At 64.1% G+C, this 24501-nt stretch carries 26 protein-coding genes; 12 read left to right on the forward strand and 14 right to left on the reverse strand.

Translation table 11 applies throughout. From position 1 onward, the window contains the following. Positions 1-25: 25 nt before the first annotated feature. The 4 genes from MKK62_RS25125 to MKK62_RS25140 form a co-directional block, all read right to left on the reverse strand. Positions 26-610 (reverse strand): hypothetical protein, encoded by a 585-nt coding sequence (locus MKK62_RS25125; RefSeq protein WP_240263207.1) that lies wholly within the window; start codon positions 608-610, stop codon positions 26-28. Further along, a complete protein-coding gene (locus MKK62_RS25130; RefSeq protein ID WP_240263206.1) occupies positions 577-1809 on the reverse strand; it encodes a cytochrome P450 in 1233 nt (410 codons plus the stop codon). Before MKK62_RS25130 ends, MKK62_RS25125 begins: the two co-directional genes overlap by 34 nt. Then, positions 1806-3038, reverse strand: coding sequence for a CaiB/BaiF CoA transferase family protein (locus MKK62_RS25135; protein ID WP_240263205.1), 1233 nt, complete (start codon positions 3036-3038; stop codon positions 1806-1808). Before MKK62_RS25135 ends, MKK62_RS25130 begins: the two co-directional genes overlap by 4 nt. Positions 3039-3159: 121 nt before the next feature. Further along, positions 3160-3690, reverse strand: a complete 531-nt coding sequence (locus tag MKK62_RS25140; protein WP_434085118.1) for a nuclear transport factor 2 family protein — start codon at positions 3688-3690, stop codon at positions 3160-3162. Positions 3691-3804: 114 nt separating this feature from the next. On the opposite strand from MKK62_RS25140, the gene MKK62_RS25145 reads away from it, so the two are divergent. Then, complete coding sequence (locus MKK62_RS25145; RefSeq protein ID WP_240263203.1) at positions 3805-5418, forward strand: class I adenylate-forming enzyme family protein; 1614 nt, start codon at positions 3805-3807, stop codon at positions 5416-5418. Here MKK62_RS25145 and MKK62_RS25150 read toward each other — a convergent pair. After that, complete coding sequence (locus MKK62_RS25150; protein ID WP_240263202.1) at positions 5415-5855, reverse strand: VOC family protein; 441 nt, start codon at positions 5853-5855, stop codon at positions 5415-5417. The genes MKK62_RS25145 and MKK62_RS25150 overlap by 4 nt on opposite strands. Before the next feature lie 111 nt (positions 5856-5966). On the opposite strand from MKK62_RS25150, the gene MKK62_RS25155 reads away from it, so the two are divergent. Both MKK62_RS25155 and MKK62_RS25160 read left to right on the forward strand, forming a co-directional pair. Beyond that, the gene (locus MKK62_RS25155) at positions 5967-6755 is read left to right on the forward strand and encodes an SDR family NAD(P)-dependent oxidoreductase (RefSeq protein ID WP_240263201.1); all 789 of its coding nucleotides are present in this window, start codon (positions 5967-5969) and stop codon (positions 6753-6755) included. Between the two features lie 21 nt (positions 6756-6776). Then, a complete protein-coding gene (locus MKK62_RS25160; RefSeq protein ID WP_240263200.1) occupies positions 6777-7856 on the forward strand; it encodes an NAD(P)H-dependent amine dehydrogenase family protein in 1080 nt (359 codons plus the stop codon). On the opposite strand, the gene MKK62_RS25165 is transcribed toward MKK62_RS25160, so the two are convergent. Then, positions 7853-8635 carry an SDR family NAD(P)-dependent oxidoreductase gene (locus tag MKK62_RS25165; RefSeq protein ID WP_240263199.1) on the reverse strand — a complete coding sequence of 261 codons (783 nt, stop codon included), beginning with the start codon at positions 8633-8635 and terminating at the stop codon, positions 7853-7855. The genes MKK62_RS25160 and MKK62_RS25165 overlap by 4 nt on opposite strands. Before the next feature lie 121 nt (positions 8636-8756). On the opposite strand from MKK62_RS25165, the gene MKK62_RS25170 reads away from it, so the two are divergent. Further along, positions 8757-9569 carry a mycofactocin-coupled SDR family oxidoreductase gene (locus MKK62_RS25170; protein WP_240263934.1) on the forward strand — a complete coding sequence of 271 codons (813 nt, stop codon included), beginning with the start codon at positions 8757-8759 and terminating at the stop codon, positions 9567-9569. On the opposite strand, the gene MKK62_RS25175 is transcribed toward MKK62_RS25170, so the two are convergent. The 3 genes from MKK62_RS25175 to MKK62_RS25185 all read right to left on the reverse strand — a co-directional run bounded on the left by MKK62_RS25175 (position 9504) and on the right by MKK62_RS25185 (position 12294). Then, positions 9504-10256, reverse strand: coding sequence for an alpha/beta fold hydrolase (locus tag MKK62_RS25175; protein WP_240263198.1), 753 nt, complete (start codon positions 10254-10256; stop codon positions 9504-9506). The two genes, MKK62_RS25170 and MKK62_RS25175, sit on opposite strands and share 66 nt — an antisense overlap. Beyond that, complete coding sequence (locus tag MKK62_RS25180; protein WP_240263197.1) at positions 10253-11311, reverse strand: spirocyclase AveC family protein; 1059 nt, start codon at positions 11309-11311, stop codon at positions 10253-10255. The genes MKK62_RS25175 and MKK62_RS25180 overlap by 4 nt, the downstream gene beginning before the upstream one ends. A 140-nt stretch (positions 11312-11451) precedes the next feature. Then, the gene (locus MKK62_RS25185) at positions 11452-12294 is read right to left on the reverse strand and encodes an SDR family NAD(P)-dependent oxidoreductase (RefSeq protein ID WP_240263196.1); all 843 of its coding nucleotides are present in this window, start codon (positions 12292-12294) and stop codon (positions 11452-11454) included. A gap of 123 nt (positions 12295-12417) precedes the next feature. Between MKK62_RS25185 and MKK62_RS25190 the strand changes: the two genes are divergently transcribed. From MKK62_RS25190 to MKK62_RS25205, 4 genes are read left to right on the forward strand one after another with little or no spacing between them, the layout of a single operon-like run. After that, entirely contained in the window at positions 12418-13050 is a 633-nt protein-coding gene (locus MKK62_RS25190; protein ID WP_240263195.1) for a fatty-acid--CoA ligase, read from the forward strand. Beyond that, entirely contained in the window at positions 13050-13247 is a 198-nt protein-coding gene (locus MKK62_RS25195) for a (2Fe-2S)-binding protein (RefSeq protein WP_240263194.1), read from the forward strand. The genes MKK62_RS25190 and MKK62_RS25195 overlap by 1 nt, the downstream gene beginning before the upstream one ends. Beyond that, positions 13244-14002, forward strand: a complete 759-nt coding sequence (locus tag MKK62_RS25200; protein WP_240263193.1) for an SDR family oxidoreductase — start codon at positions 13244-13246, stop codon at positions 14000-14002. Before MKK62_RS25195 ends, MKK62_RS25200 begins: the two co-directional genes overlap by 4 nt. Positions 14003-14031: 29 nt before the next feature. Next, positions 14032-14835 (forward strand): SDR family NAD(P)-dependent oxidoreductase, encoded by an 804-nt coding sequence (locus tag MKK62_RS25205; protein ID WP_240263192.1) that lies wholly within the window; start codon positions 14032-14034, stop codon positions 14833-14835. Positions 14836-14842: 7 nt separating this feature from the next. Here MKK62_RS25205 and MKK62_RS25210 read toward each other — a convergent pair whose 3' ends face one another. Further along, entirely contained in the window at positions 14843-15688 is an 846-nt protein-coding gene (locus MKK62_RS25210; RefSeq protein WP_240263191.1) for an SDR family oxidoreductase, read from the reverse strand. 170 nt (positions 15689-15858) lie between these two features. On the opposite strand from MKK62_RS25210, the gene MKK62_RS25215 reads away from it, so the two are divergent. Further along, positions 15859-16890 carry a dihydrodipicolinate reductase gene (locus tag MKK62_RS25215; protein ID WP_240263933.1) on the forward strand — a complete coding sequence of 344 codons (1032 nt, stop codon included), beginning with the start codon at positions 15859-15861 and terminating at the stop codon, positions 16888-16890. Here MKK62_RS25215 and MKK62_RS25220 read toward each other — a convergent pair. Genes MKK62_RS25220 through MKK62_RS25230 form a run of 3 tightly spaced genes read right to left on the reverse strand, consistent with a single transcriptional unit; the run spans position 16854 to position 20166 of the window. Continuing rightward, entirely contained in the window at positions 16854-17831 is a 978-nt protein-coding gene (locus tag MKK62_RS25220; RefSeq protein ID WP_240263190.1) for an SDR family NAD(P)-dependent oxidoreductase, read from the reverse strand. The two genes, MKK62_RS25215 and MKK62_RS25220, sit on opposite strands and share 37 nt — an antisense overlap. Further along, on the reverse strand, positions 17828-18913 hold the full coding sequence (locus tag MKK62_RS25225; protein ID WP_240263189.1) for an NAD(P)H-dependent amine dehydrogenase family protein: 1086 nt from the start codon (positions 18911-18913) through the stop codon (positions 17828-17830). Before MKK62_RS25225 ends, MKK62_RS25220 begins: the two co-directional genes overlap by 4 nt. Positions 18914-18927: 14 nt before the next feature. Beyond that, complete coding sequence (locus tag MKK62_RS25230) at positions 18928-20166, reverse strand: cytochrome P450 (protein ID WP_240263188.1); 1239 nt, start codon at positions 20164-20166, stop codon at positions 18928-18930. 133 nt (positions 20167-20299) lie between these two features. Here MKK62_RS25230 and MKK62_RS25235 point away from each other — a divergent pair, with 133 nt between their 5' ends. Beyond that, positions 20300-21358, forward strand: a complete 1059-nt coding sequence (locus MKK62_RS25235) for a dihydrodipicolinate synthase (RefSeq protein ID WP_350355767.1) — start codon at positions 20300-20302, stop codon at positions 21356-21358. Here the strand turns inward: MKK62_RS25235 and MKK62_RS25240 are convergent. Continuing rightward, positions 21350-22495, reverse strand: coding sequence for an ABC transporter substrate-binding protein (locus tag MKK62_RS25240; protein WP_240263186.1), 1146 nt, complete (start codon positions 22493-22495; stop codon positions 21350-21352). The genes MKK62_RS25235 and MKK62_RS25240 overlap by 9 nt on opposite strands. 142 nt (positions 22496-22637) lie before the next feature. Here MKK62_RS25240 and MKK62_RS25245 point away from each other — a divergent pair, with 142 nt between their 5' ends. Continuing rightward, on the forward strand, positions 22638-23762 hold the full coding sequence (locus MKK62_RS25245; protein WP_240263185.1) for an NAD(P)H-dependent amine dehydrogenase family protein: 1125 nt from the start codon (positions 22638-22640) through the stop codon (positions 23760-23762). 42 nt (positions 23763-23804) lie between these two features. After that, positions 23805-24437, forward strand: coding sequence for a TetR/AcrR family transcriptional regulator (locus MKK62_RS25250; RefSeq protein WP_240263184.1), 633 nt, complete (start codon positions 23805-23807; stop codon positions 24435-24437). Positions 24438-24501: the final 64 nt, after the last annotated feature.

Genomic DNA, 24501 nt, shown 5'->3' on the forward strand with positions numbered 1-24501 from the left:
CTGGCCGGCAGAGACTTCGTGTGAATTACGAGGCAAGGCTGCCGTTGCGGAGGAAGTTCACGGTATACGCCTCGTAGGTCAGACCGTTGGGATCGAGGCCGATCAGCCCGAGGAATGGATACCACTGTCGGGAATCGACAAACCAGTCCCAGCGAACGATGTGGCCGTCTTCGTTTGTCCATACGTAATCCCACTCATGAAGAGTGAGCACGGTCCCATCGGCCAGCGTTCCCGCGTAGGTGTCGCGGACCGCGAAACCCCATTCGGCGGCAACGCAGTCGAACGGGGTGACGATACGAAAGTCGGGCATGTGCTTCCACCACATGCGGAATTCGCAGGTAAGCATGTCTCCGTCGGGCGCGAACTGTTGCATCGCCGCCAGCACCTCGTCGGAAGCCAAGTCGGCCATCCGGCTTTCGGAACCGTCGTTGAACAGCGGGCACATCATGACGGCGTCGGGAGCGTAGACCCACTCGTCGCCGTAACTGATCTGCTTGGCCTCCGGCGCCGTTGCATAGGTTTCCCACTTTGCGTGAGCGAGCCTGCGGTGCAGAGCGACGCGATCGGCGGTCACCGTCAGCTGACCTTCCGGATCGGCACGTTCGACCATCCACACACGTTGGACATCGCCACTCGGCGCAGCCCGCCGCGTTCGACTTCGAATTCGGGGACGAGATCGAGCAGCGCTTCCAGGGCGATGCGGCTTTCCATCCTGGCCAGCGCCGCGCCGAGACAGCTGTGCACGCCGTACCCGAACGCCAGGTTGAAGCCCATCTTGCGCTCCCGCTCGATGTCCAGCCGATCCGGATCGGGGAACATTCGCTCGTCGCGAGTCGCCGAACCGGTGACGAGCAAGACGGCGCTGCCCTCGGGAATTGTCCTGCCGTGCAGGGTGACGTCGCGGGTTGCCGTGCGGACCTGGTACTGGGACGGCGCCTCGTAGCGCAACAACTCTTCGATCGCCGCAGGAATCTTGCTGCGGTCGTCGCGCAGTTTTCTCCACTGGTCGGGGAAATCGGCGAAGGCCACCATCGCATTTCCGACGAGCTTGGTCACGGTCTCTGCGCCCGCTCCCCCGAGCATGGTGGCGAACCCGGTGATATCGATGTCGGTGAGCTTCTCGACCTGGCCGTCGCGCTCGACCTCTGTCTCGATGAGACGGCTGATCATGTCGTCGCGAAGTTCGGCTCGACGCTGCCGCACAAGGTCGTAGTAGTAGAGCCCGGTATTGGTGGAAGCCTCGAAACCTGCTGCGGTGGTGGCAATCTCACCTGGGCGGCGCTCGAGCAGGAGGTCGAGCCACCGTCGGATCTGATCGCGGTCTTGCTTCGGCACTCCCAGCATGGTCGTGATGACCTCGTTAGGGAACAGCGCCGAGAAGTCGGCCACCACATCGAACGACGAGGGATCGAGTGCCTCGATACGTTCGTAAACCTTCTCGCGCACCATGTCCTCGAGCACGGCGATGGCGCGCGGGGTGAACACGTTGCTGACCAGTCTGCGCATCTTCTGATGTTCGGGCGGGTCCATCGAGATGATCACTTTGGGCAGCGGTATCGCGTCGTCGTGGGCGTGCACCATGTCCAATGTCGCGCCCTTGGCCGACGAGAACAATTCGTGGTCCTTGGTCGCCGGCGCGACATCGTCGTAGCGAGTGAGAGCCCAAAAATCCCACTTCTCGCTGTAGTACACCGGGGCCTTGTCGCGCAGCCGCCGGTAGGTGTCGAATGCCCCGTTGAAGAAGTCCTCCGAGAAAGGATCGAACTCCAGGGACTCGTCGGAAACAGTGTGCGACGCAGCGGGACTCACAGTATCGCCCCCGTCTCTTTGTAGTTCACGATGGTGTCCCAATCCAGGCCGGCGTCCATCAATACCTCCTCGGTGTGTTGGCCATGCTCTGGGGCCCCCGGAGGAACAACCGGCTGTTCGTCGAACTGGACAGGGTTGGTGGGCAATGCATACGGTGCACCGTTCATCGTGGTGGTGCTTGCAACATAGCCGTTCGCGATAACCGCCGGATCGTGACACAGCTCTGCCGGCGTCTGTACCACGCCCCAGGCGCCCGAAATACCGGCCAATTGTTCGCGCCATTCGGCCAGCGTCCGTCGGGCGAACACCTCGTCCATGAGTGCGATGAGTTCGCGTCGGTTGGCGAATCGCGCTGCCGGATCAGCGAATCGCTCGTCGTTGATCAGCTCTGGCAGGCCGATGGCATGCATTGTCTCCGGGTAGAACTTGTCGAGTTGCAGCATCATCAGCTGCACGTGACGGTCGTCCTTGGTCCGGTAAGTCCCGACCAGAGGGTTGGGAGCATCGGCGTGGCTGTACTTCGGGATCGAGCTGCCCCCGTGGATCTGACTGACCGCGACGTCGGGGCTGAGGTTCCATGCCGCCAGGCCCAGCAGCGAGACGTCCACCACCGACCCCTCACCGGTAGTGGCCTTCTTGTACAGCGCGGCCGCGATGCCCCCCGCGATCGTCATGCCCCCGAGCAGGTCTCCGAAGGCGGGCCGCGAACGCACGAGCTCGTCTGCGTCCTCGGTGAGCACGGTCGCGATGCCGCCGCGCGCCCAGTAGGACACTCCGTCGTATCCCGGCTTGTCCGAATCCGGGCCATGCGGCCCGTGACCCGATCCGCGGACGTAGACAATGTTCGGGTTGGCGGCTTTGATGTCGTCGACATCGATGCGCATCTTCTTGCGGCGGCTCGGCAGATAACTGGTGAGGAACACATCGCACGTCGCGGCGAGCTTGTGCACGACCTCTTGGCCGCCGGGGGTGCTCAGGTCGACGCCGATCGACTTCTTCCCGCGGTTCGGTATTTCGATCATGTAGTTGACGGTGCCGCCGCCCTCGTCGACGATGCCCATGGTGACGAGCCCGCGCTGGGGGTCGCCACCCTCGCGCGGCTCGACCTTGATGACCTCGGCGCCCCATTCCGCCAGCACCGCGCCGGCCGACGGCACGAAGGTCCACGCAGCAACCTCGAGGACGCGGACGCCACTGAGCACTTTGTCGACGGAAATGACGGCCTCCATGGGTAGCAGGGATCCGAGCGCGTGCGCACTGACAGATTAGCAAGGGCGGAAACGGCCATTTACTTGTCCGAGAATGGCAGTTTTGGGCAGGTTTGTAAACCGAGATGACCGGTTCGGAGTACTACGGACGCGCCGACAGCCGTTCGGGCAGCGCGGGATCACCGGCGGCCCAAAAAGCGCGCCACGTCGGCATCCGCTGAGGCATGGCGGCGCGTAGCTCGACATCGGTTGGCCAACGCATGAATTCCGGTCCGGGACGCTGCGTGACATCGACTGAATACCATGGATGTTCTCGACGCCTGACGAAACACCACTGGCCTTCGCGGCGTTCGTAGACGTCGTCGTAGCGCATCGTGATCACGTACCACCCGTTGCCGTCTTCGTGCTCGGCGCGGCAGTAAACGGCGCCGGTCGCATGGTCGGCGTCGATGAATTCGAACTGGTGCCCGCAAATCAGATGGATGCTCCGGTAGAACCGCCGAAGGACGCGGTCATACCAACGCTTCAGCGCATCTCTGCCACAGCCCTCCGCCCCCGCATCGACATCGTCGACGAACAGCGACACCAGCGCGTCAAGGTCGCGCGCGTCCAGGGCCATCGCGTACCTGCTGGGCAATTGGCTGATCGCGAGGCTCGACTCCACACGATCCAACCGGTCGACGTCGTCCAGGCGTATCGACTCTGCGGTCATGCAAAAATTGTAGGTGCCTGCAACCTATCGAGAACTGGTGTTCTCGTTTTCTGGAAACCCTACTATCCTGCGGTCATGCCCTTCCCCGTCATCTCTCCCACGATCCCTGCACTGGTCAGGTTTTGCGCGGCGCGCTTCGGGGACAAGCCTTTCCTGATCGCTGACGGGGAGCAACTGAGCTATTTCGATCTCGACCGCCGCTCGGCAGCGCTGGCCACCGTCCTGCTGGCGGAGGGGATCGGTAAGGGCGATCACGTGGGCATCCTGATGCCGAACAGCATCGATTGGGCCCTGGCCTGGTTCGCCACCACGCGAATCGGCGCGGTCGCCGTTCCGCTCAATACCTTTTACAAGGCGTCTGAAATCGCGTGGACCGCCCGCCATGCCGATCTGCGAGTGATTTTGACCTGGCCGCAATTCCGCAATCACGACTTCCTCGCCCGCTTGGAGGAGGCGCTGCCCGGTCTGGCCGATCAGCACGAACCGGGCCGCATCGCGATCCGCCACGCCCCGTTCCTGCGGAACGTCGTGACATGGGGGACCTCCGAGCGGCCCTGGACGACGACGATCGATCCCGATCGCGTCTTGTCTGACAGCGACATAGAGTTTCTGGTCGCGGTGGAGTCATGCGTGACCCCGGCCGACGACGTGACGATCATCTACACCTCGGGCAGCACCGGCGACCCGAAAGGGCCCGTGCACACACACGGAACGCTGATTCGCCATACCTACAACCTCACGTTCATGTACTGCGTCACGCACGACGACGTCATGTTCACAGCTATGCCCTTCTTTTGGGTCGGAGGTTTAATCACGGGGCTGCATGCGGTGATTCATCACGGCGCGACCCTCATCACCCAGTCCGCGTTCGATGCGGCCGATGCCTTGGAATTGATGGAGCGTCACCGCGCCACCATCACGCTCGGTTGGCCGCAGCAGGGCAAGACACTGGCGGAACATCCCGACTTCGCCGGTCGTGACCTGAGCTCGGTCCGACGCACCAGCATGCCGGCGATGGTTCCGCCCGAGCGTCGCCCCAAGGGCTCCAGCGGACTGGGGATGACCGAGCTGTGCGGCAATCATCTTGGCGTCGACCCTTACCTGCCGCAACCGCCTGACCGCTCTGAGACCGGTGGCCTGCCCATTGACGGCCTGCATCATGTGCTGGTCGATCCGGATACCGGTCAGCCGGTGCCCCACGGCACAACTGGCGAAATCTGGGTCCGGGGATACTCATTGATGCAGCGGTTGCACAAGCGCGAACGTGAGGATGTCTTCACCCCGGACGGGTATTACCGCACGGGCGACTGCGGCGTCGAGGACGACGACGGCTGGATCCGATTCACCGGTCGGCTCGGCGAGCTCATCAAAACGAGCGGCGGCACCAACGTCACTCCCAGTGAAGTCGAATTGGCGCTGGCGCAGTGCGACGGGGTGCTCGAGGCGTATGTGGTCGGCGCCGAAAACGGCGGCGACGGCACGGTGGTGGCGGCCGCTGTGGTGCCGCGCGGCGAATCGGCCCTCGACGGTGAGTCCCTGAGAAGTCAGCTGCGCGAACGGCTATCGGCCTACAAGGTGCCCAAGTTCATCTGGGTCACCACCAAGCAAGACCTCCCCTTCACGGCCACTGGGAAGGTCAAGAAATCAGAGCTGGCACAGCAGCTCAGCGGCCTGCTCTCACACCGCTAAGGCGTGACGGGCTGCTCGTCATCCATGTTCGTGCTCATCAACGTGACGGGAATGCCGAACAGCGGCTCCAGCTTGACCTCACTCAGCTCGAACCCGTCGCCTTCATGCTGCTGGCGGAAGTCAGCGTTGACCCCGTATCGGGCAGCGATCTGTTCGCCCGCAACGCAATCCGCGGTACGCACCACCACGGAAAAAAGGCCATCGCCGTTGCGGGCCAGGAAGTCCGCGGCTGTACCCGGGCCGGTGGGTGCCGCCGGGGTGGGTGCGATGAGCTCGAAGCCGCGGTCCCAATCCAGCCGGATCTGCAGGCCGAGATGCTCCAGTTCGAATGCCTGGAACTGAAACCCGAGGGCGCTCAGGTAATCCGCGGCACGGTCGAGTCGCCCGGGGTCGATCGCGAACACGACATGGTGCAACTGCGGCGAGACCTGCGACATGACGATGACTGTACGGCGACCACAATCGTATTTTCACTTTTCGATAATCCATATTCTCATTGCGGTAGATTCGCTGCTGCGTCCCCCACTTCCGCGCAGAGAGGCGCTCCCGTGGCACTCGAACAGTTCCAGCTGGATGGTCAGGTAGCGATCGTCACCGGAGCGGGACGCGGTGTCGGCGAAGGTATCGCCCGGGTGCTCGCAGAGGCGGGCGCGACCGTGGTCGGCACGGCGCGGACATCATCCGAGGTCGAGCAGACCGTCAGCGAGATCGAAGAGGCTGGTGGCCGAGGCCTGGCGATCACCGCCGACGCGCTCAAGCGATCTGACAGCGAGCGGGTCGTGCAGGCTGCCATCGACGCTTTCGGCCGCGTCGACATCCTGATCAACAACGTCGGTTTCGCAACCTACGGGCCATTCTTGAATCTGACCGATGACAACCTTCGGCAGACCTTCGACTACTGCGTGACCTCCGCGTTTATCATGAGCCAACTCGTCGTGCCGCACATGCTGAAGGTTGGGCGGGGCTCGATTGTCAACATCTCGTCCGGAGCCGGGCGATTCGGAATCCGTGGACTGCTCCCGTATTCGGTGGCAAAAGGTGGACTCGAGGCACTTACACGGGCCATGGCGCAGGAGCTTGCCCCCAAAATTCGCGTCAACGCGATCGCATTGGGCGCCTTCATGACGACCGGGCTGCAATCGAGCTTCGACCTGATGCCGGGCTCGGAAGAGAAATTGAAGGAGCTGACGCCGCTGCACCGCGTCGGCGATGTCGCGGACCTCGGGCGGCTGGCGTTGTACCTGTCCACCCGTGACTGCTACGCCACGAGTTCGACCTTCGTCGTCGACGGCGGCCTTCAAGGGCCCAATTCCTCGCTCCCCATACCCGACCTGTAACCCACCGAAGGAGCAAACGTCATGGCAGAAAAGGTCTTACGCGTCGCTGTGATATCGACCGGTGGTGTTGGCAGCATCGCAGTTCGCGCGATCCACCGCCGTGCGCACCTCGACCTTGTCGGCGTATGGGTGCACAGTCCGGAGAAGACGGGCCGCGATGCCGGCGAGGTCGTCGGTATCGGCAAGATCGGCGTTCAGACCACTGCCGACCTCGACGACATCATCAAGCTCAAACCCGACTGCGTGGTGTACACCGCCACCAGCGCGGAGATGGATGCGGCCGCGGTCCGGGACTACATCCGGTTACTCAGGGCCGGCCTCAACGTAGTAACTACCAACACGCCGGGAATGATGTTCCCCGACAGGTGGATTCCCGATCTTGCCGACCAGGTACGCGCCGCGGCGCTCGCGGGTGGTGTCACGATCTACACCTCGGGCATCGAACCGGGATTCGCCGGCGATCAATTCGCCGTTCTGTTGTCGACCCTCTCCAACACCATCCGGTCGGTCCGCGCGCAGGAGATTTTCGACTACTCCGCCTATCCCAACGAGTACTTGATGTTCGACGCGATGGGCTTCGGACGCCCACTCGATTTCACCCCGATGCTCGAACTGGAGGGCGCACAGCAGTTCGCCTGGGGACCACCGATCGGACTGGTGGCGCGCGCGCTCGGCGTCGAACTCGACGAGATCACCGAACGCTACGAGCGGGTGATCACTCCGCGCGACCTGCACGTGGCATGCGGATTGATTCCGGCAGGTACGTGTGGAGCCGTGCGCGCCGAGACGACGGGGGTCGTCGACGGCCATCCGGTCATCACCATCGAACACATCAACCGCATGGCTCCTGACCTAGCGCCCGACTGGGCGTCGGCCCCGCACGGCACCTACCGCATCGTCATCGAGGGCGAACCGCACATCCACTGCGACCTTCGATTCGGTACCGAACCGACCGCGCAGTCAGCGAACGACGATGCGATGGAAGCCACTGCCATGCGGGTGGTCAACGCCATCCCCTACGTCATCGATGCGGCGCCCGGTATCACGACGTCGCTGGATCTTCCGATCACCGCGCCCCGCAACGCCTTGGAGTTCGGCTAGACGGTGAACATCGGGCCGCGAGGCGCGCCCCTGACCTCGTTGCCGCCGTCGATCGCGAAGCTCTGCCCCGTTACCCAGCTCGACTCGGGGCCCGCCAGGTACCGCACGCCGGGCGCGATGTCGGCGGACACGCCGAGGCGGCCCAGCGGGACACGTTCGAGAAAGCTACTGGTCAACTCTTCCAAGTGGATGTAGCCCTGGGTGGTGGCCGCCTCGGTCAACCCGGGCCGGACAGCGTTGACGCGGATGCCTTTCGGACCCAATTCTGATGCGGCGACTCGGATCAACATCTCCAGCGCGGCTTTGCCCGCTGAGTAATGCCCCAGGCCCTCCATCGGGATCTTAGACGACGTCGACGAGATGAAGACGATCGAGCCGCCGTTGGTCATCAGCGGCGCCGAGTAGCGCAACGCCAGGAAATTCGACCGCAGGTTGCCCATCACGAAGTCGGTGAAGGTCGCCAGGTCCTGTTGGGTCAACGGACCGGTGCCTCCGCTGGCCACCGTCCCCAGCACAATGTCCAAGCGGCCGTGGACGTCGTGGGCTGCCTGGGCCGCGGCCGCAACGGTGGCCTCGTCTTCGGGATCGCCCTTCTGCACAACGATTTCCGCGCTCGGCGCCACGGCGAGAATGCCTTCTCGTGCCTCGTCGAGGCGCTTGGCTGATCTTCCCAGGAGGTACAACGTGGCGCCGTCGGCAGCCAATAACCTGGCGCTCGCTTGGGCGATCCCAGCAGATGCCCCCAAAACGAAGGCGGTCTGTCCTTCGAGTGCGCCCATGCGGTTATTCCCTCTTCGTCGAGAACGCTGACGCTACCACCAAACGAAATGCTTATTCTCAATAACTGGCAAACAATATTCTCACCACTCGCGCGTGTTGTAGCGTAACGGCGTGCCCGACATGACCGACAAGGTCGTACTCATCACCGGAGCAGCGCGTGGCCAGGGCCGGGCGCATGCGGTCCGATTGAGCGCCGATGGTGCAGACGTGATCCTTGTCGATATCGCGGGTCCACTGCCGTCCAGTGTCCCCTACGATTCGGCGACGCCCGAGGACCTGGCAGAGACCGCAGAACTCGTCAAGGCGAACGGCCGGCGCGCCTTCACCGCCGTCGTCGACACCCGCGACCACCCTGCGCTGTGCACCGCAGTCGACGACGGAGTGGCGGAGCTGGGCCGGCTCGACGTCATCGTCGCGAACGCCGGCATTTGTTGTCCTGCGCCGTGGGACACGGTGTCCCCCAGCGATTTTCGGGACACCATCGACATCAATCTGGTGGGTACCTGGAATACGGTGATGGCCGGCGCTAAGCACATCATCGCCGGTGAGCGCGGTGGGTCGATCATCCTCGTGGGGTCGGTCGCCGGGCTGAAGGTCGAGCCGTTCATGGTGGCCTATACCGCCAGCAAGCACGGTGTGACGGGCCTTGCTCGATCGTTCGCGGTGGAACTCGGCCGCTACGGCATCCGGGTCAACAGTCTTCATCCGGGATCGGTGGCGACCCCGATGGGCAGTGGTCGGATGATCGAGGCCATGCAGGAGGCGGCGGACTCCTACTCACTTCCTCAATACGGCTTCAGCAAGCAACTGATCCCTAATGCGGTGACGATGCCCGAGGACGTGGCCAACGCCGTCGCGTGGCTGGCCTCAGATGAGTCGAAGTTCGTTACCGCCGCGGCTATTTCCGTTGACGTCGGGGTCGCCCAGGCCTAGCAGGATCGAACTCAGCTCGACCGGCCGGGAGAAGAAGGGCGAGTGCCCACCGTCCAACTCGACGAGCCGTGCGCCGATCCTGCCGACCGCGTTGCGGCGGGCCCACGCCTCCCCGACCGCGCGGTCGTCACGCATGAGTATGTAGGCCGACGGGACGTCGGGCCACCGATCGACTGGGCAGCGCTCGGTGAACACCGTGAAGGACTGGTGGCGCAGGTCATGGAATGCTTGCCGCGCGACGGATTCCGGGCAGTCGTGGTAAAAGCCGTCGCGCACCGATTCCCAGGTGAGCCCAAATGGTCCCGTGCCCTGCGCTTGAGGTTCCGGGAACGTGATCGCGTCGGGGTTCTCGGCGAGATGTTCGGCGAATGGCTGCCCGGGTACCGGCAGCAGGGCTCCGACGAACACCATCTGGCGTACCGGGTACAGAGCGGCAACCACGGGTGCGCACAATCCGGAGATTGAATGTGCCACCAAGACAACGTCGTCCGATACCGGGTTGGCCCCGGATCCTTCGATCGCGTCGACCACGACCTGCGCCCACGCGAGCGCGCCGGCCGAGTCGTCGTCGACGGGTAGGTCGGGCGCAAGGACGTGATGTCCCTGCGCGCGTATTTCCTCGGCGACCGCATCCCAGCAGCAACCATGATGTAGTCCGCCGTGCAGCAAGACGAACAATGGCCTCATTTGTAGAACGGCCCCGGTTTGCCCGCCATCTCGAGATGACCGTAGGGGTCGTAGACCTTGATGCCCGGAAGAGGGTTCTGCTCGTATGCGGGTTCGGACAGTCCGGCGACGCGCAGCGCGGCCAGCACCGCCAGCGGCACCGCGAACGACACCAGACCGACCGAGACGGATACCAGGAGTTGACGGGTCAGGCTGACGTTGTTACCACCACCACGTGTCGGCAGTCGCCGCGCGATCCGGTTGATCAGCACGAGATCGCCGGCGTCGTTGCGAACGCACAGAACGGCGACCATCGCAAAGATGAACGCGTCGTACACCGCCATGATGAGCGGGAAATAGATGTGGCCGATATGCAGGGTCGGCCCGACCGCCTCGGTGTAGTAGAAGATGCCAAACCTCATCCAGGTGAACTGAACGATCCCGTTGAGCGGGATGGCGATGACGAATGTACCCAGCAGGACCGCGCTCAGCCGATGGCTCGCAAGCCACTGTGATCGCCGGGCCAGCGGGTCGAAGATTCGGTCATGCAGCGCCAGCATCCCTAGTCCGTTGAGGAGGTAGTAGGCCGCGTAGCCACCGAGGAACGACAACGCAGGCTCGAGGTTCGGCGAAATATTGACGTAGGGCCATGACAATGGGAAGTGCAGCATCCGCGGGTCGAAGATCGCGAAAGTAGCCCAGTTGGCCAACGGATCCAGCGCTCCCGTCACCAGCCCCGCAAACGCGATCACCACGGTCCAATGGACGTGGCGGTGTCGAACCGAGAGCCACACCAGCGTTCCGATCAAACCTATCGCCATCGGTATGGAGCTGAGACCGATTGCCAGCGGCCAGTTATCGAAGCCGAGAAACGGAGGATAGGGCGCGGGCCCAGGGTGGGGATTAGTGGTTCGCGGATCTCCCTGTGTGCCCGATTGCATGGTCGCGACAGTCACGACGGCGAAGACAAGGTATGCCGCGATGAACAGGCCCCACCCAAGCCGTGCGCGCGCTGAAGCGCCGCTGATCGACTCGACCGCGTCTGAAGCAGCCTCCGAGTCAACGGTATTCGTCATGTCAGGCGCACCGGCATTCTGACCCCAGCCCTCGCGTCACGCTGTTCCCTTCATTCCCTATCGCGGGAAACATGCTCTAAGCAGCCGAGAATAAGCGTTATCGCAAAACGTGGACAAGCTTTTGCCCAGTCGCCTGAATTTCAGCCCACACCCTCCGCCGGCTTCAGGCTGTTGCCTTTGATGACGGGCATGTTCGTCCAGGTGCCCTGGTCGTCGCGGTACCATCCGGCGGCAGCCAGGGCGCCGCCGTCGGCGTGGATCACCGTCCCTGAGACCCAGGCAGCCAGCGGGCTGGCGAGGAATAGCACGCAGCCCGCGGTGTCTCGCGGGGTTCCGAAGCGGCCTAACGGAATCCAGTGTGGAATGTGGTGTCGCTGCGACGGGTGAATCATGCGGTCGAGCGGGACCTGAGCGGTGTCGGTGGTTTCGGGTGCCACCGCGTTGACCCGAATGCCCTCGGGACCCAGCTCCAGGGCGAGGCTCATCGTGAATCCGGTCACCGCAGCCTTGAATGCGCCGTAGACCGCGAATTGCGGTATGCCGCGAAAGCCCTCGATCGACGAGACATTGGTAATGCTCGCGCCCGTTTCGGCGGCGCGCAGTAGTGGGAGCATGGCACGCGTGACCCTGAAGATGTGTCTGAGGTTGACCCGATAGATGTCGTCGATCTGCTCGTCGGTCAGGTGCTCAAACGGCGTGGGCCGCGTCACGAAATGACCGACGTTGTTCACCAGCACGTCCAGGTGCCCGAACCGTTCGCTGACGGTATCGGCAAGCTTCGACACGTCGGCGCCGGAGGTTGCGTCACCGGCGACGACGAGCGCTGCGGCACCGAGCTGTTCCTGAAGTCTGTCGGCGCGTTCGGGGTCGACTTCGAGGGCGACTACAGACGCACCTAGGGCGGCAAACTCGGCCGCGGTCGATTGCCCGATGCCTGCGCCCGCGCCGGTTACCAGCACCACCTTGTCCTTGAAATCGATCACGTCGCCTCCTATGCGCGGGCGGTGGAATTGACCGACCCGATCCGAGAATGGTTATTCTCGCATGCGAGAATCGCGGAATGCTCGACTCTGCGTAAGCGGCTGCGCAATGACACGAGGGGGCGGATGACAGCTCATAGCTTCGTGTTCGCCGTCGGTTTTCGGATCGCCGAATGCGACCGTATCCGCCTCGTTCTGCAGAGGCATCAGGACAGTCTGATCGACCTCGGTGCGCGTTACGCGTTCGTCTACGAATCGATCGTGGAGCGCGGGAGCGTGCTGGTGATCATCGGAATCCGCACTGAACAACCGCTGCTCAGCCTGTTGCGTTCCCCGTATTTCTTCGCGTGGTTCGATGCGGTCGGCGTCCAGGACCTCCCCGCGGTTTTCGCCGGTGAAACGGTCGAGCGCTTCGATATCGGCGAGCCCCCGGCGGCAGGCGCCGAGATCGTCGTCTCCGCCGTCACGCCCGTCGAAGACGTCGCGGATTTCGTTGCGCACGTGCGCGAGTCGGTCAGCGAGTTTGCCGCAAGCGACATCCGGAAGACACTGGTATACCGCGCCTTCGACACACCGCACGAGGTGATGTTCCTCCAACAGCTCGCCAGCACCGAGACCGCGCTGCAATGGGTGAGCCGCTCTGAGATCGCGTCCGCCTGGCTGGCCGCCGCTGGGATCGGCGCCTACCCGCCGGTCTTCGTGGGCCAGTTCGTCGCTGCCATGCGGGTGGACGAAGTCACCGGGGTGGGTTGGTTCTGATGTATGTCTGTCTGTGCTGTGGCATCACGAACCAAGCAGTCGTCGATGCAGTCGTGGCCGGCGCGACGACATGCAAGCAGGTCGCCACCGCCTGCCAGGCAGGATCGGAATGCGGGCGGTGCAGCCGAACGATCCGTTCGATCATCGACGCAACGCACCCGACGACCAGGACGTCACCCAAAGGAAGCAGCTCATGAACGACCGACACTCCAACATCACCGGAACGCGGATGCTGATCATCGGCGCATCGTCGGGCATCGGACAAGCGTTGGCGCGTGCCGCGCACTCCCGCGGTGCCAAGGTAGCCCTGGCCGCGCGGCGTCTGCACCTGCTCTCTGGCCTGGCCGATGAGCTCGACGGCTCGGCATACGAGCTCGACGTCTCCGATCCGCGCGCTATCGAATCCGTCATCGCTGACGTCGCCGCCGACTTGGGCACGCTGGATGCGGTGATATTCACCAGTGCCGTGGTGCCGTTCGCGCTCATCGACGAAACCGATGTGGAGACCTGGCTGCACGCCTACGCCGTCAACGCCGTGGGCGCCTCCCACGTGTTACGGACGGTCCTCCCCCACCTGAACGACAACGCCACCATCGTGGTGGCGTCGAGCCACGACGTCGGTCGGCCCCGCGCGGGCGTGGCCGCCTATCACGCCAGCAAGGCCGCGCTCGACGAGATCCTGAGGTCCTGGCGAGCCGAACATCCCGACCTCGCGGTCATCCGGGTGAGCGTCGGACCCACCAAGGACACCGAAATCCTCCGCGGCGCCGATCGAGACCTGCTCGCCGACCTGTATCGGTCCTGGGCTCAGGAAGGCCAGATTCCGGGCAACATGTCGGGCGTCTCCGACGTCGCCAACGCGATGTTGTCGCTTGTCGCGATGTCGCGCGCGAATCCGACGGTGGTCAGCGAGATCGTCCATCTTGCACCGCGAATCGTCAGAAGCCACTAGACATAGCTGAGGCGGGAAAGGACAACTCGATGGAGCTTGGTTTCCACGGCGCGACGGCAGTCGTCACCGGAGGTAGCAAAGGTATGGGGTTGGCGATCGCCGAGAGTCTGGGAACCGAGGGCGCCGCGGTGGCGATCATGGCGCGCGGCCGCGCAGCGCTGGATTCGGCGGCGGAGCGCATCCGTAACGCCGGCGCGCCAGAGGTGCTCGCGCTCAGCGCCGACATGTCCGATGCCGACTCCATCTCCTCGGCTTTTGCGTCCGTTGCCGATGTCTGGGGCAGTGTGAATGCGTTGGTGCATACCGTCGGACCGGGCGCGGGTGCATTCGACGATCTCGACGACGACGATTGGTATGCCGCATTCGATCTGGGCACGCTTTCTGCCGTGCGCTCGGTGCGGGCTGCGCTCCCGATGCTGCGTTCGGCCGAATGGGCTCGGATCGTGACCCTCTCGGCGCACTCGATCCAACGCCAGAGCGCCCGCCTCGTCGCCTATACGGCCACCAAATCGGCGCTGTCCAGCTTCACCAAGAACCTGTCCAAAAGCCTTGGCGCCGAGGGGATTCTGGTCAACTGTGTGTGTCCGGGCACCATCGTGACCGCGAGTTTCACCGAGATACTCCGCGAGACGCTCGCCGGGGACGGGCTTGAATCCTCGGACCCAAAGGACGTCATGACGTGGGTCGAGCGGACCTACGGTCATCCGTGCGATATCGGTCGCGCCGGCTTGCCCGAAGAGATCGCGTCGATCACCACCTACCTGGCTTCGCGCCGCAACGGTTACGTGACCGGGGCGACCGTCAACGTCGACGGCGGGTCGGACTTCATCTGACCGGCGCTCAGCCGTTTTTCGCCGGAATCGCGTCTTCTGGGTGGTCGGCCCACTGCGCCTGGTGGCGCCCCATGGTCATGGCGCCGTTCCACCCGCCATCGGTCCACAAGATCGATCCCCCTACGTAGCTCAGGCGCGGGCTGCACAGGCAAACGAGTGGCCAGGCCTGCTCTTCGGGAGTGGAGTAGCGCCCCACGGGTCCCACCGACTGGTCGACGAGCTCCTTGCCGGCGAAGTCTTGGAACGCCGGCATCATCGCCGTCTCGGTCGGCCCGGGATTGATGCAGTTGACGCGGATGCCGTCGCGGGCCAGCACCGGATACCACCAACCGACCCAGGCGTCGATGACGTATTTGGAGTAGGCGTAGCCGCTCCACGACCACGTTTTCTCGTTCGCCTGCAACCAGTCGACGGCAGCGTCGAACCCATCGGTCTCCAGAAGCTGGGTGATGACGCCGATGTGGTCCTGCCAACCGATGGCCGCCGAGGACGAAATGACGCTGATGGCAGACCCTTTCGGCATCTTCGGGACCAGCTGTTCGGCAAGGTGGCGGGCACCGACGAAGTTCACCAGCATGGTGTCGAGCTCGCTGAACGGCGGACCGGGCAACCCGGCGCAGCTGAACAGGCCGTCCACGGGCCCGTCGATGGACGCGGCGACTTCTTCGATGTTCGCCCGGTCGCGCAGGTCGATCTGCAGAGACCGGGCGGCCTGCACGCTGGCCGGCTTGATGTCGAGCGCCGTCACCCGCGCGCCGAGATCGACGAGGATCTGGGCAGCCGCTTCACCCATCCCGGACGCGGCACCGGTGACCACGACGTGTTTGCCTTCGTACCCCAGCGCATCTTTCACGGGACAGTTCCTTCACATAGAGAACAGAAGCTTACTGAATACGAGAACACACGTTATCACCACGGCTAGAGTGGAAATCTTCGCGTGGCATGGAAGGGGTCCACCAATTGGCTGCGAGCTCCCGACAGTTGCGAATCATCCAGTGGGCGACCGGCGCGGTGGGCACCGAGATGGCCAAGACGATCCTCGACTGTCGTCCCGACCTGGAGCTGGTCGGGGCGCGGGTCTACTCCGATGTCAAGAACGGTGTCGACATCGGCACGCTTGTCGACCGCAACCCGATCGGGGTCACCGCGACCACCAACGTCGACGAAATCCTGGCCTTGGACGCCGATCTCGTGCTCTACGCGCCATCGTTTACCAGTCTCGACGATGTCTGCGCACTGCTGGAGAGCGGCAAGAACGTCGCGACCGTCTCGTTTCTGTTTCATCCCCGGCGCATCGACGACGCCGACCGTCGTCGACTGCTGGCGGCCTGTCATAAGGGCAACAGCACGATTCACGCCAGCGGCCTCAATCCGGGCAACTTGTCCGGTGTGTTGCCGTTGGCGCTGTCAGGGATGAGCCGTTCCATCGATCGGTTCACCCTGCAAGAGCGAGCCGACTGGTCGCTGTGGGAGAGCACCGACATCACCTTCGACGGGATGTGGTTCGGCCGGCCGCCCGCCGATATCTCCGCGACAGCGAACGACTTTCTGACCTTCAACACCGCGCTGTTCACCCAGCAGACCTGGTTTATCGCCGATAGCTTGAACGCGGCCATCGACGACGTGAGGGTCAGCGTCGAAGCGGTGCCGGCCACCAGGGACTTCGAGATCTTCGGCCACCAGGTGCGCGCGGGCACAACGGCCGGGCAACGGTGGAACTTCGTCGGACACCGCAAAGGCGAACCGCTCATCGAGTTCGAAACGCTGTGGACGGTCGGGGGTGAGTATCCGGAGCACTGGCCCAAACCAGATGACGGCTGGACCCTCACGCTCGAGGGGGACCCCTCCATGCGCGTGCACTTTTTCTGCCTGGCCAGCTACACCCGTCCGGCTTCGGTCGAAGAGCACGTGAGGGCCGGGCTCGTCGCGGTTGCGCTGCAGGTCGTCAACGCCATACCGGCAATTTGTGCCGCGCCAGCCGGTTTCGCGACGATGGCTGATCTACCTCTGATCCGCAGCTACACCGGATTCGGTGACGGGATGGTCTCGGGCTGACGGGATTGCTCGTCCGACGGCAACGGTTCCGCGGTCAGGGCATGTTCCATCTCGTCGAATATGCTGCCCGGTACCAAAATTCCCGACGGGTCGAGGATCTGATCAAGGTTGGCGGCGACGTCCTCGGCGGTGAACGCGGCGCCAGGGCCGCCCCAGCCCCGGGTGACGCCGATCTGCAACGCAGCAACCCTGCCGCTGAATGCGCTGAGCACCCGGTGCGTCAGCGTGCACTGCTCGCTGGCGAGGTAGGCGACGACGGGAGCGACTTGGTCGAGTCGCAGCGTTTCCAGGAATGCTCGCGCGTCAGCGGTCTTGCCGGCCTCCCCCATGAGCGCCATGGCCATACGTGTGTCGCCCATCGGCATGATGGCATTGGCGCCTATGCCGAACGCCGCACCCTCGAGCGCGGCGACATTCATCAACCCGAGCATCCCCGTCTTCGCCGTGGCGTAGCCCGTCAGGCCAGGTTGTCCGAAGACGCCCGCGGCGGAAGACACGAACACCAGTCGCCCGTATCCGGCGGAGCGCATTACCGCGAAGCCCGGTCGGACAACGTGAAAAGCGGCCAGGAGATGGTGGCGCAGCAGCGCTTCGAAGCGTTCAGTGGGCCAGTCAGATATCGGGTCTTCGTGAATGATGCCGGCGTTGGCGACAATGGCATCCAGACGACCGAACTCTTCCACGGCGAGGTCGACGGCGGCCTGGCCGCCCGATTCGGTGCTGGCGTCGGTCGCACACGCCACTGCCCGTCCGCCCGCCTCACGGATGGAGCGGGCGACGTCGTCGGCGGGGCCCGGATCGCCACCGCTTCCGTCGGTCTCGACACCATTGTCGTGGACCACCACGGCGGCGCCGCGCCGGGCGAGCTCGAGGCAGTACGCTTCACCGAGGCCGCGACCACCGCCGGTCACCAAGACGACGCGGTCGGTGAACGAAATCATCCGTTGCGCCGGCGATCTGCAGGCGAGGGCGCTACCCCGCGCTCGGTCCAGTGCGCAACGAACGGGGTTATCGTCGACAGGTCGTACAGGCCCGGGTCAGCCGCAATCACGGCCGGGATGGCATTCACAGCGTGCATGGCGGTCGCCAGGCACCCCTGCTCGGCGTGGTCCTCCTCGTGCGAACCGATCACAAGATGCAGACGCATGTTCGGTTTGCCGTGGAAAGTGACCTCGTACCCGATGTCCGTGGGCCAGTCGGGAGCTAAATCGTCAGCCATCCTGGTGAGATGTTCGACGGCGATTGTCGTTGCACCACAGTCGACTTCGACGCCGAACCGCATGGCGCCCACGGTTCCCGCCGGAATCTCCCCTGCGGCCACCGTGAGCGCTTTCGGCGTAGTCACGACCTCCCGGAAACCCTCTACCGAGCGGATCTGGAGCCCCAGCGCCTGCGTGAGCACTGTCGCGCTACCGATCCAGGCGCTCGCGGCGTAGTCGGTGTTGGTCAGCAGCGGCGTGGTGTCATCCGGGGCATGGCCGAAACCCATCGCGTTGAAGATCAGGTCATGGCTGGCATAGGTCGAATAGTTCAACACCTCGCGCACTTCGATCCGGGTGGTGCGCTCGGTCAGCCGGGACAGGATCGGCGCCAGCGACTCCCCGATGAAACCCGGGTACAGGCCGAGCCCCAGGAAAGACGAATTGCCTGCGCGGCATGCCTTTTCGATGTCATCGGCCAGTGATTCGTGCAGCGAGCGGGGATGGATGAAGCGACTGCCGGTGGCCACCACATTCTTGCCCGATGCCAGCAGCTCGCAGACGTCAGCGAAGCAGCCGGGCGTGTCAGTCTCCACCTTGCCCATGTAGAGCACCACGTCGGCGTCGGTGGCGATGACGGCGTCGCGATCGTCGGAGGTCAGGACGCCGACCTCGGAGGCCCCGCATAGTGCGCCGGCGTCAATCCCGGCTTTTGCGGGGTCATATACCCGCACGGCAACCAATTTCAGATCGGCCCGCTCCACGACGTGCCGCAGCGACATCATTCCGGTCACGCCGGTCGCCCACTGAATCACGCGAGTCATGTCAGACAGTCTCCTCAATCCCATACCACGTCGAGGCGTGGTGGCGAGCGGAACATCGTCCCGGTGACGTAGGGTGCCGGCGCGTCGGGGTCGAGACGCAAGCCCGGTAATGCGTCGAACAGTGCGTTGAAGATTTTGGTGCTCTCCAGACGCGCCAGGTGCATACCGAGACATACGTGCGCACCATGGCCAAAACCGATGTGCGGCTTGCGGTCACGGAAGATGTTGAACGACTCCGCGTCGTCCCAGCGGGTCTCGTCATGGTTGGCGCTGCCGAGGTTGACCATCATCGTCGAACCCTCGGGGATATCCAGACCGAAGAACGTCGTGTCGGTGCTGACTTCGCGTATGAAGTTCAGCAGCGGGGTCTCCCACCGAATGCCCTCTTCGATCGCCTGCGGCACGAGACTGCGGTCGGCACGCACCGCATCGAGTTGGTCGGTGTGGGTCAACAACCCCAGCGCGAGGCTAGCGGTCGACCGAGACGTGGTCTCCGCGCCCGCGGGCAGGAGATTGCGCATGAATCCGTAGATTTGCTCGTCCGACATCTTGACGCCGTCGATCTCGGCCTGCGACAGGATGGTCACCATGTCGTCTTTCGGCGACTTACGCCGATCGGCGAGTATTCCGACGAAGTACTCCTTCATCTGCGCTGACGCTTTCATCGCGGTATCCATGTCGCCGCGAAAGCCCAACAAGTCGATCGCCAATCGGTGAAACTCACCGATATCCGATTCCGGCAGCCCGAGCAGGGCCGCGATGATCCGCACGGGAATGGGCATGAACACCGCATCGACCAAGTCGACTTGGTGTGCGTCGCGAAATTTCGCGATCGTGCGGTCCACCAGGGGCCCGACAAGCTCGGTGTCCCAACGCTTCATCGACGATCGGGCGAACGCGAACTCGTGCAATCGGCGGTAGACCGCATGCTCGGGCTCCTGCATCTCGAGGATCGTCGGGCCCTGCAGCGGGCGCACCATGTCCTCGTAGATGCGGGTGCTGAACGTGATGTTGTCGGTGAACACGCCCTTGACCGCATCGAACGAATATGCCGTGAACGTCTTCTTGCCGTCGGGCCCGTCCTCCGGGACGCCCATCTCCGGCCAACCCGGGTGCACTGCCGCCTTCAGCCGCAGCTCGCGCAGCAGCGGGTATGGGGTCGCGTCACCGTCGGCGCCCATTCCCGCGTTGAACTTCTCCTGCGCCTCGCGGATGCGCTGCTCGATGTCGTCAGTAACCGCCGGCTCCGCCACGAGTCACCTCTCGTACAGCCTCTCAACCTACATACTGTCGGTTGAAAACCGTACATGATGTAAGTTGAACCAACCAGCGACCTGACGAAATCGCGAAAGTGCAACCTGGAGTATTCGATTGGCCACACGAGTCGTGCAGTGGGCGACGGGCGCCGTGGGCCGCGCGGCACTGCGGGAGCTTATCGAGAATCCGCATTATCAGCTGGTAGGGGTGCTGGTGTATGACCCGGGCAAGGCCGGCCTCGACGCCGGCGCGCTGTGCGGTCTCCCACCGACCACGGGGGTCGTCGCTACCGCGGACAAAGACGAGATCATCGCCTTGCACGCCGACGTCGTCGTGCACGCGGCCAGCAAGGCACATGCCGTCGAGACGAACGCCGAGGACATCTGCCGCCTGCTGGCGGCGGGAAGCACCGTCATCACGACGACGTCCTACAACCACCTGCCCACCTACGGCGCCGACACAGAGGCGGCGTTCGTCGACGCCTGCCGACAGGGCGGGTCACGATTTCACGCCGCGGGCGAGAACCCCGGCTTCATGTTCGAGCGACTCGTCGCGACGGTGACCGGGCTGAGCAAGACCATCGACCGAATCGACCTCTACGAGGCCACCGACGTATCCGCGGTCGACAGCCGTCCCATGCTCGTCGACCTGATGGGCATGGGCCGGCCACCTGAAGACGTCAGCGTGGACTCCCCGATTATCAAAAAGCTGGACCTCGCCTACCGCCAGGCGCTCAACGCCACGGCCGACGTCCTGGGGATCACCTTGTCGCACATCGACGTGGCCGTCGACGCCACCACGCTTTCCCATGACATCGAAGTCCTCGCCGGCACGATCGAAGCGGGAACTGTTGTCGGACAGCGGTTCTCATGGGTCGGGCATTGGTCCGGCCGTCCCCTGCTGGCCATCCACGAAGAGTGGGTGCTGACCCGCGATCTCCCCCAGTGGGGCATGACGCCGCTGGCGCCCGGCGAGAAGGCGCCGCTGATCCGCGCCGTCATCACCGGTGAGCCGAGTTTCGAACTGCAGCTCGACGTGGGTTCGCAGACCGCGACGCCGGCGGGCCAGCATGCGATGCCGGGTCACCTGATGATCGCGATGGGTGCGGTGCGGGCAATCCCCTATGTGCTCGCCCAACCGCCCGGTGTCGTGACGGCGCCGGTCTTCGGGGCGATCCAGTTAGCGTGAGCCGCGGATGACCGCGCGTGCGATGTGATCGCTGGGCGCGGCGTGAAAGACGTGTGCGCTCCCGTCGGGCAGTACCCGACGGGCGATGAGGTAGTCAGAACCCATCCATCCCTGACGGATGTAGCGCCCGAATCGGAGGAAGGTGCCCGGGGCGCCGCTGGCCGACGGGACGAGCTTCACCTGCTCCATCCCGCCTTTCACCCCTTCTCCCGTCAGCGGGCGCGCAGCGGCGAGCCCGCGCACGATCACGGTGGCCGCGTCGTGGGAAAGGCCCGGCATCGAATGACCCGGCCGGCGACCGTATCGGGCCTTGAAGCGGTCGAGGAACGCCTGGCCGACGGTATTGCGTTCGTCGTAGCTGTCCAGACCTATCCATCCCGAGAGGTGGCGCATCCACTCGGCATTGATGTGCGCCATCTCGAACGCCGTCGTGGTGTAGCGAGGCGGATCCCAGCCCGCAGCCAGCAGCGCGTCGGTGAAGCCCCACAGCCCGTGCCCGAAACCGACGTGCACCAGTGCGTCGGGCTGCGCGGCGCGCAACGCCTCGACTGCCTCCGATTTGTCGGCCTCGATCTGAGGAATCGCCACGGCGGCAACGACGTTCAAGCCGGCCGCGTCGTAGGCTCGTTGCGCGAAGGCAAGATATTCCTTGCCGATCAGTGACGACTCGTAGGCGATGGCGATCCGTGAGCGACCGTCGCCGATCATGACCGCGGCCAACATCACCGGCTCCTCGGCCATCGACCCGTTGTTCAGCGCGAAGCACCATTCACCGAGCGCACCCTCCGAACCCGACAGGGTGACGATCGGAACCCGCGCGGTGGCATCGACGTGGGAGCTCAGTGGCACGACGTTGTCTGACACCCAGGGCCCGTAGATCGCCAGGCACCCCTCGGCCACCAGCTCGTCGAAGGCTCGCTCCACGGCGAGATAGGTGCCGTTGGGCAATCCGACCACGTTGCGGGTGACCAGTTCGATCGGGCGGTCGATCAGCCCGCTGGCCAAGGCTTCGTCCATCACTAATCGCAGCGCGTCGACGCTGTCGTTGTCGGTGTCGCCAGTGGTCGGATAGTCATTCAGCAAGCCGACTTTCAGCGGCGCCACCGAACCGTATGCACGAACCTCGTCGTCTGCCATAGCGGCAACATACATGACGAAGGTTGTGGCGGTGACCAGGTGACTCGCCCCGGACTCCACCGTAAATCTCGGTTTCCGAAAACTGCCTATCGGACTTTCGCCGGTTGTACCGTTCGGATGGGGCCGCTCAGAGGAGACCGCGATGACGCTGACATCGGAAGTGGAAGCACGCACCCAGCCCGCCCAACGCAAGTACCGCGTGATCCAGTGGGGCATGGGCAATGTCGGCACGTTGGCATTGCGGCACTTTGCCCACAATCCCTTGTACGAGGTGGTCGGGGTGCTGTGCAATCGACCGGAGAAGGTTGGCAAGGACGCCGGCGAACTGGTCGGCGAAGCGCCCATCGGGGTGTTTGCGACCACCGACAAGTCCGCCCTGGAAGCGCTCGACGCCGACTGCGTGTTCTATGCACCGCTGTGGTCGGACGTCGACGAGATCTGCCGCCTGCTTCGTGGCGGAAAGAGTGTCGTGGCGTCCGGCGGTGCCTGGTGGCATCGGACAGACACCAACAGCGCCGACATCGACAAAATCGAGGCGGCTTGCCAGGCAGGCGGCACGTCCTTCCACGGCGGCGGGATCCACCCCGGCTATGCCGCGGATCTCCTCGTCCTGACGCTGGCCCGCATCGTCGGCAAGACCGACCACATCCACATCTATGAGTCAGTCAACTTCAACAAGGACACGCTGAAGTATCTCGACGAGATGGGATTCGGAAAGACGCCCGCCGAGTTCGCCAAGGGCAATCTTTTTCAGGACGCCTGGACGCTGTTCGCGCAGTCGCTCTCGATGGTCGTCGAAGGACTGGGCAAGACCGTCGAGAAGTTCACCAGAGACGTCGAACTCGGTATCGCCACCCGCGACATTCCCTACGAGGGCACACCCGATATGGACATGCCCGGCCTCAAAGGGGTGATCAGGACGGGCACCGTCGCATCCCAGCACCACCTGTGGACGGCGTGGGTCGACGACCGGCCCTTCATCACCTTGCACGAGCTCTATGCGTTCACCGAGCACGACGCCATCGACCCCCGGCCCGACTGGGAGCCCTACTACCACTATCGCGTGGTCATCGAGGGCGATCCGGGCACCGAGTTGATCCTGCGCGGAAGCCCGGAAGCCCGCGAGCACGCCAAGCCCGGTTACATCGGATACGCGTGGACCGCGATGGAACCGGTGAACTCCATTCCGGCTATCTGCGACGCCGCGCCGGGATTCAAATCCCACGCCGACCTCGGGCTCATGACCGTTCGAGGAATCGTGCGCTGACCGCGCTCAACATACAGACCGAATGTTGCTACGATCGTCGACATGGCGAAGCGCGGCGGAGCAGACATCGACCGGCGTGCCCGTGGCGATCAAACTCGCCGCGCGCTGGTCGACGCCGGTCGAGAACTGTTCGTAGCGCACGGGTTCTTCAACACCAGCATCAATGACCTTGTCACGAAATCGGGCGTCGGCACCCGGGGCGCCTTCTACCACCACTTCAAAGACAAGGCCGAACTGTTCCGAGCCGTGTTCGAAGACGTCGAGAACGACCTGACACTGCGCTCGATTGCGGCTCCCCCGCAGGGCGCCGATGCGTGGGAGCGACTCACCAGCGGGCTACACGGATTCCTCGCCGCCGCACAGGAACCCGCGGTCCAACGGGTGATGCTCGTCGACGGGCCGGTGGTCCTCGGCTGGCAAACCCTGCGCGAAATCCAGGAGGGCAACAGCATCGCCCTGATCGACGAGGTGATACGCGAGGCGATCGCAGAGGGCGTGATCGACGATCAACCCGTTTCCGAGTTGACCCACATGATCGTCGCTGCGCTCGAGGAGGCCTCGCTTCTGGTCGCGCATGCCGCGGATCCGAACAAAGCGCGCCGGCGGGCCGCGAAAATCCTCGACCGCCTCCTGCTCGCTTTCGCCGCCGAACCCCGAAACGCTTTGCCGCGGTGATTGTCTGCTGCCCGTTGTGGGCCGCCCATGCTCAACTGTAAACGTGTATTTACGCTAAGTGAAT

This window comes from Mycobacterium paraterrae, from assembly GCF_022430545.2.
Lineage (GTDB): Bacteria > Actinomycetota > Actinomycetes > Mycobacteriales > Mycobacteriaceae > Mycobacterium > Mycobacterium paraterrae.

Excerpts from the sequence above, each read along its gene's own strand:
- MKK62_RS25125 (WP_240263207.1), bottom strand. The coding sequence starts at position 610 with ATGGTCGAACGTGCCGATCCGGAAGGTCAGCTGACGGTGACCGCCGAT.
- MKK62_RS25135 (WP_240263205.1), bottom strand. The coding sequence starts at position 3,038 with ATGGAGGCCGTCATTTCCGTCGACAAAGTGCTCAGTGGCGTCCGCGTC.
- MKK62_RS25145 (WP_240263203.1), top strand. The coding sequence starts at position 3,805 with ATGCCCTTCCCCGTCATCTCTCCCACGATCCCTGCACTGGTCAGGTTT.
- MKK62_RS25150 (WP_240263202.1), bottom strand. The coding sequence starts at position 5,855 with ATGTCGCAGGTCTCGCCGCAGTTGCACCATGTCGTGTTCGCGATCGAC.
- MKK62_RS25160 (WP_240263200.1), top strand. The coding sequence starts at position 6,777 with ATGGCAGAAAAGGTCTTACGCGTCGCTGTGATATCGACCGGTGGTGTT.
- MKK62_RS25165 (WP_240263199.1), bottom strand. The coding sequence starts at position 8,635 with ATGGGCGCACTCGAAGGACAGACCGCCTTCGTTTTGGGGGCATCTGCT.
- MKK62_RS25170 (WP_240263934.1), top strand. The coding sequence starts at position 8,757 with ATGACCGACAAGGTCGTACTCATCACCGGAGCAGCGCGTGGCCAGGGC.
- MKK62_RS25175 (WP_240263198.1), bottom strand. The coding sequence starts at position 10,256 with ATGAGGCCATTGTTCGTCTTGCTGCACGGCGGACTACATCATGGTTGC.
- MKK62_RS25180 (WP_240263197.1), bottom strand. The coding sequence starts at position 11,311 with ATGACGAATACCGTTGACTCGGAGGCTGCTTCAGACGCGGTCGAGTCG.
- MKK62_RS25190 (WP_240263195.1), top strand. The coding sequence starts at position 12,418 with ATGACAGCTCATAGCTTCGTGTTCGCCGTCGGTTTTCGGATCGCCGAA.
- MKK62_RS25195 (WP_240263194.1), top strand. The coding sequence starts at position 13,050 with ATGTATGTCTGTCTGTGCTGTGGCATCACGAACCAAGCAGTCGTCGAT.
- MKK62_RS25200 (WP_240263193.1), top strand. The coding sequence starts at position 13,244 with ATGAACGACCGACACTCCAACATCACCGGAACGCGGATGCTGATCATC.
- MKK62_RS25205 (WP_240263192.1), top strand. The coding sequence starts at position 14,032 with ATGGAGCTTGGTTTCCACGGCGCGACGGCAGTCGTCACCGGAGGTAGC.
- MKK62_RS25215 (WP_240263933.1), top strand. The coding sequence starts at position 15,859 with ATGGCCAAGACGATCCTCGACTGTCGTCCCGACCTGGAGCTGGTCGGG.
- MKK62_RS25220 (WP_240263190.1), bottom strand. The coding sequence starts at position 17,831 with ATGATTTCGTTCACCGACCGCGTCGTCTTGGTGACCGGCGGTGGTCGC.
- MKK62_RS25225 (WP_240263189.1), bottom strand. The coding sequence starts at position 18,913 with ATGACTCGCGTGATTCAGTGGGCGACCGGCGTGACCGGAATGATGTCG.
- MKK62_RS25240 (WP_240263186.1), bottom strand. The coding sequence starts at position 22,495 with ATGGCAGACGACGAGGTTCGTGCATACGGTTCGGTGGCGCCGCTGAAA.
- MKK62_RS25245 (WP_240263185.1), top strand. The coding sequence starts at position 22,638 with ATGACGCTGACATCGGAAGTGGAAGCACGCACCCAGCCCGCCCAACGC.
- MKK62_RS25250 (WP_240263184.1), top strand. The coding sequence starts at position 23,805 with ATGGCGAAGCGCGGCGGAGCAGACATCGACCGGCGTGCCCGTGGCGAT.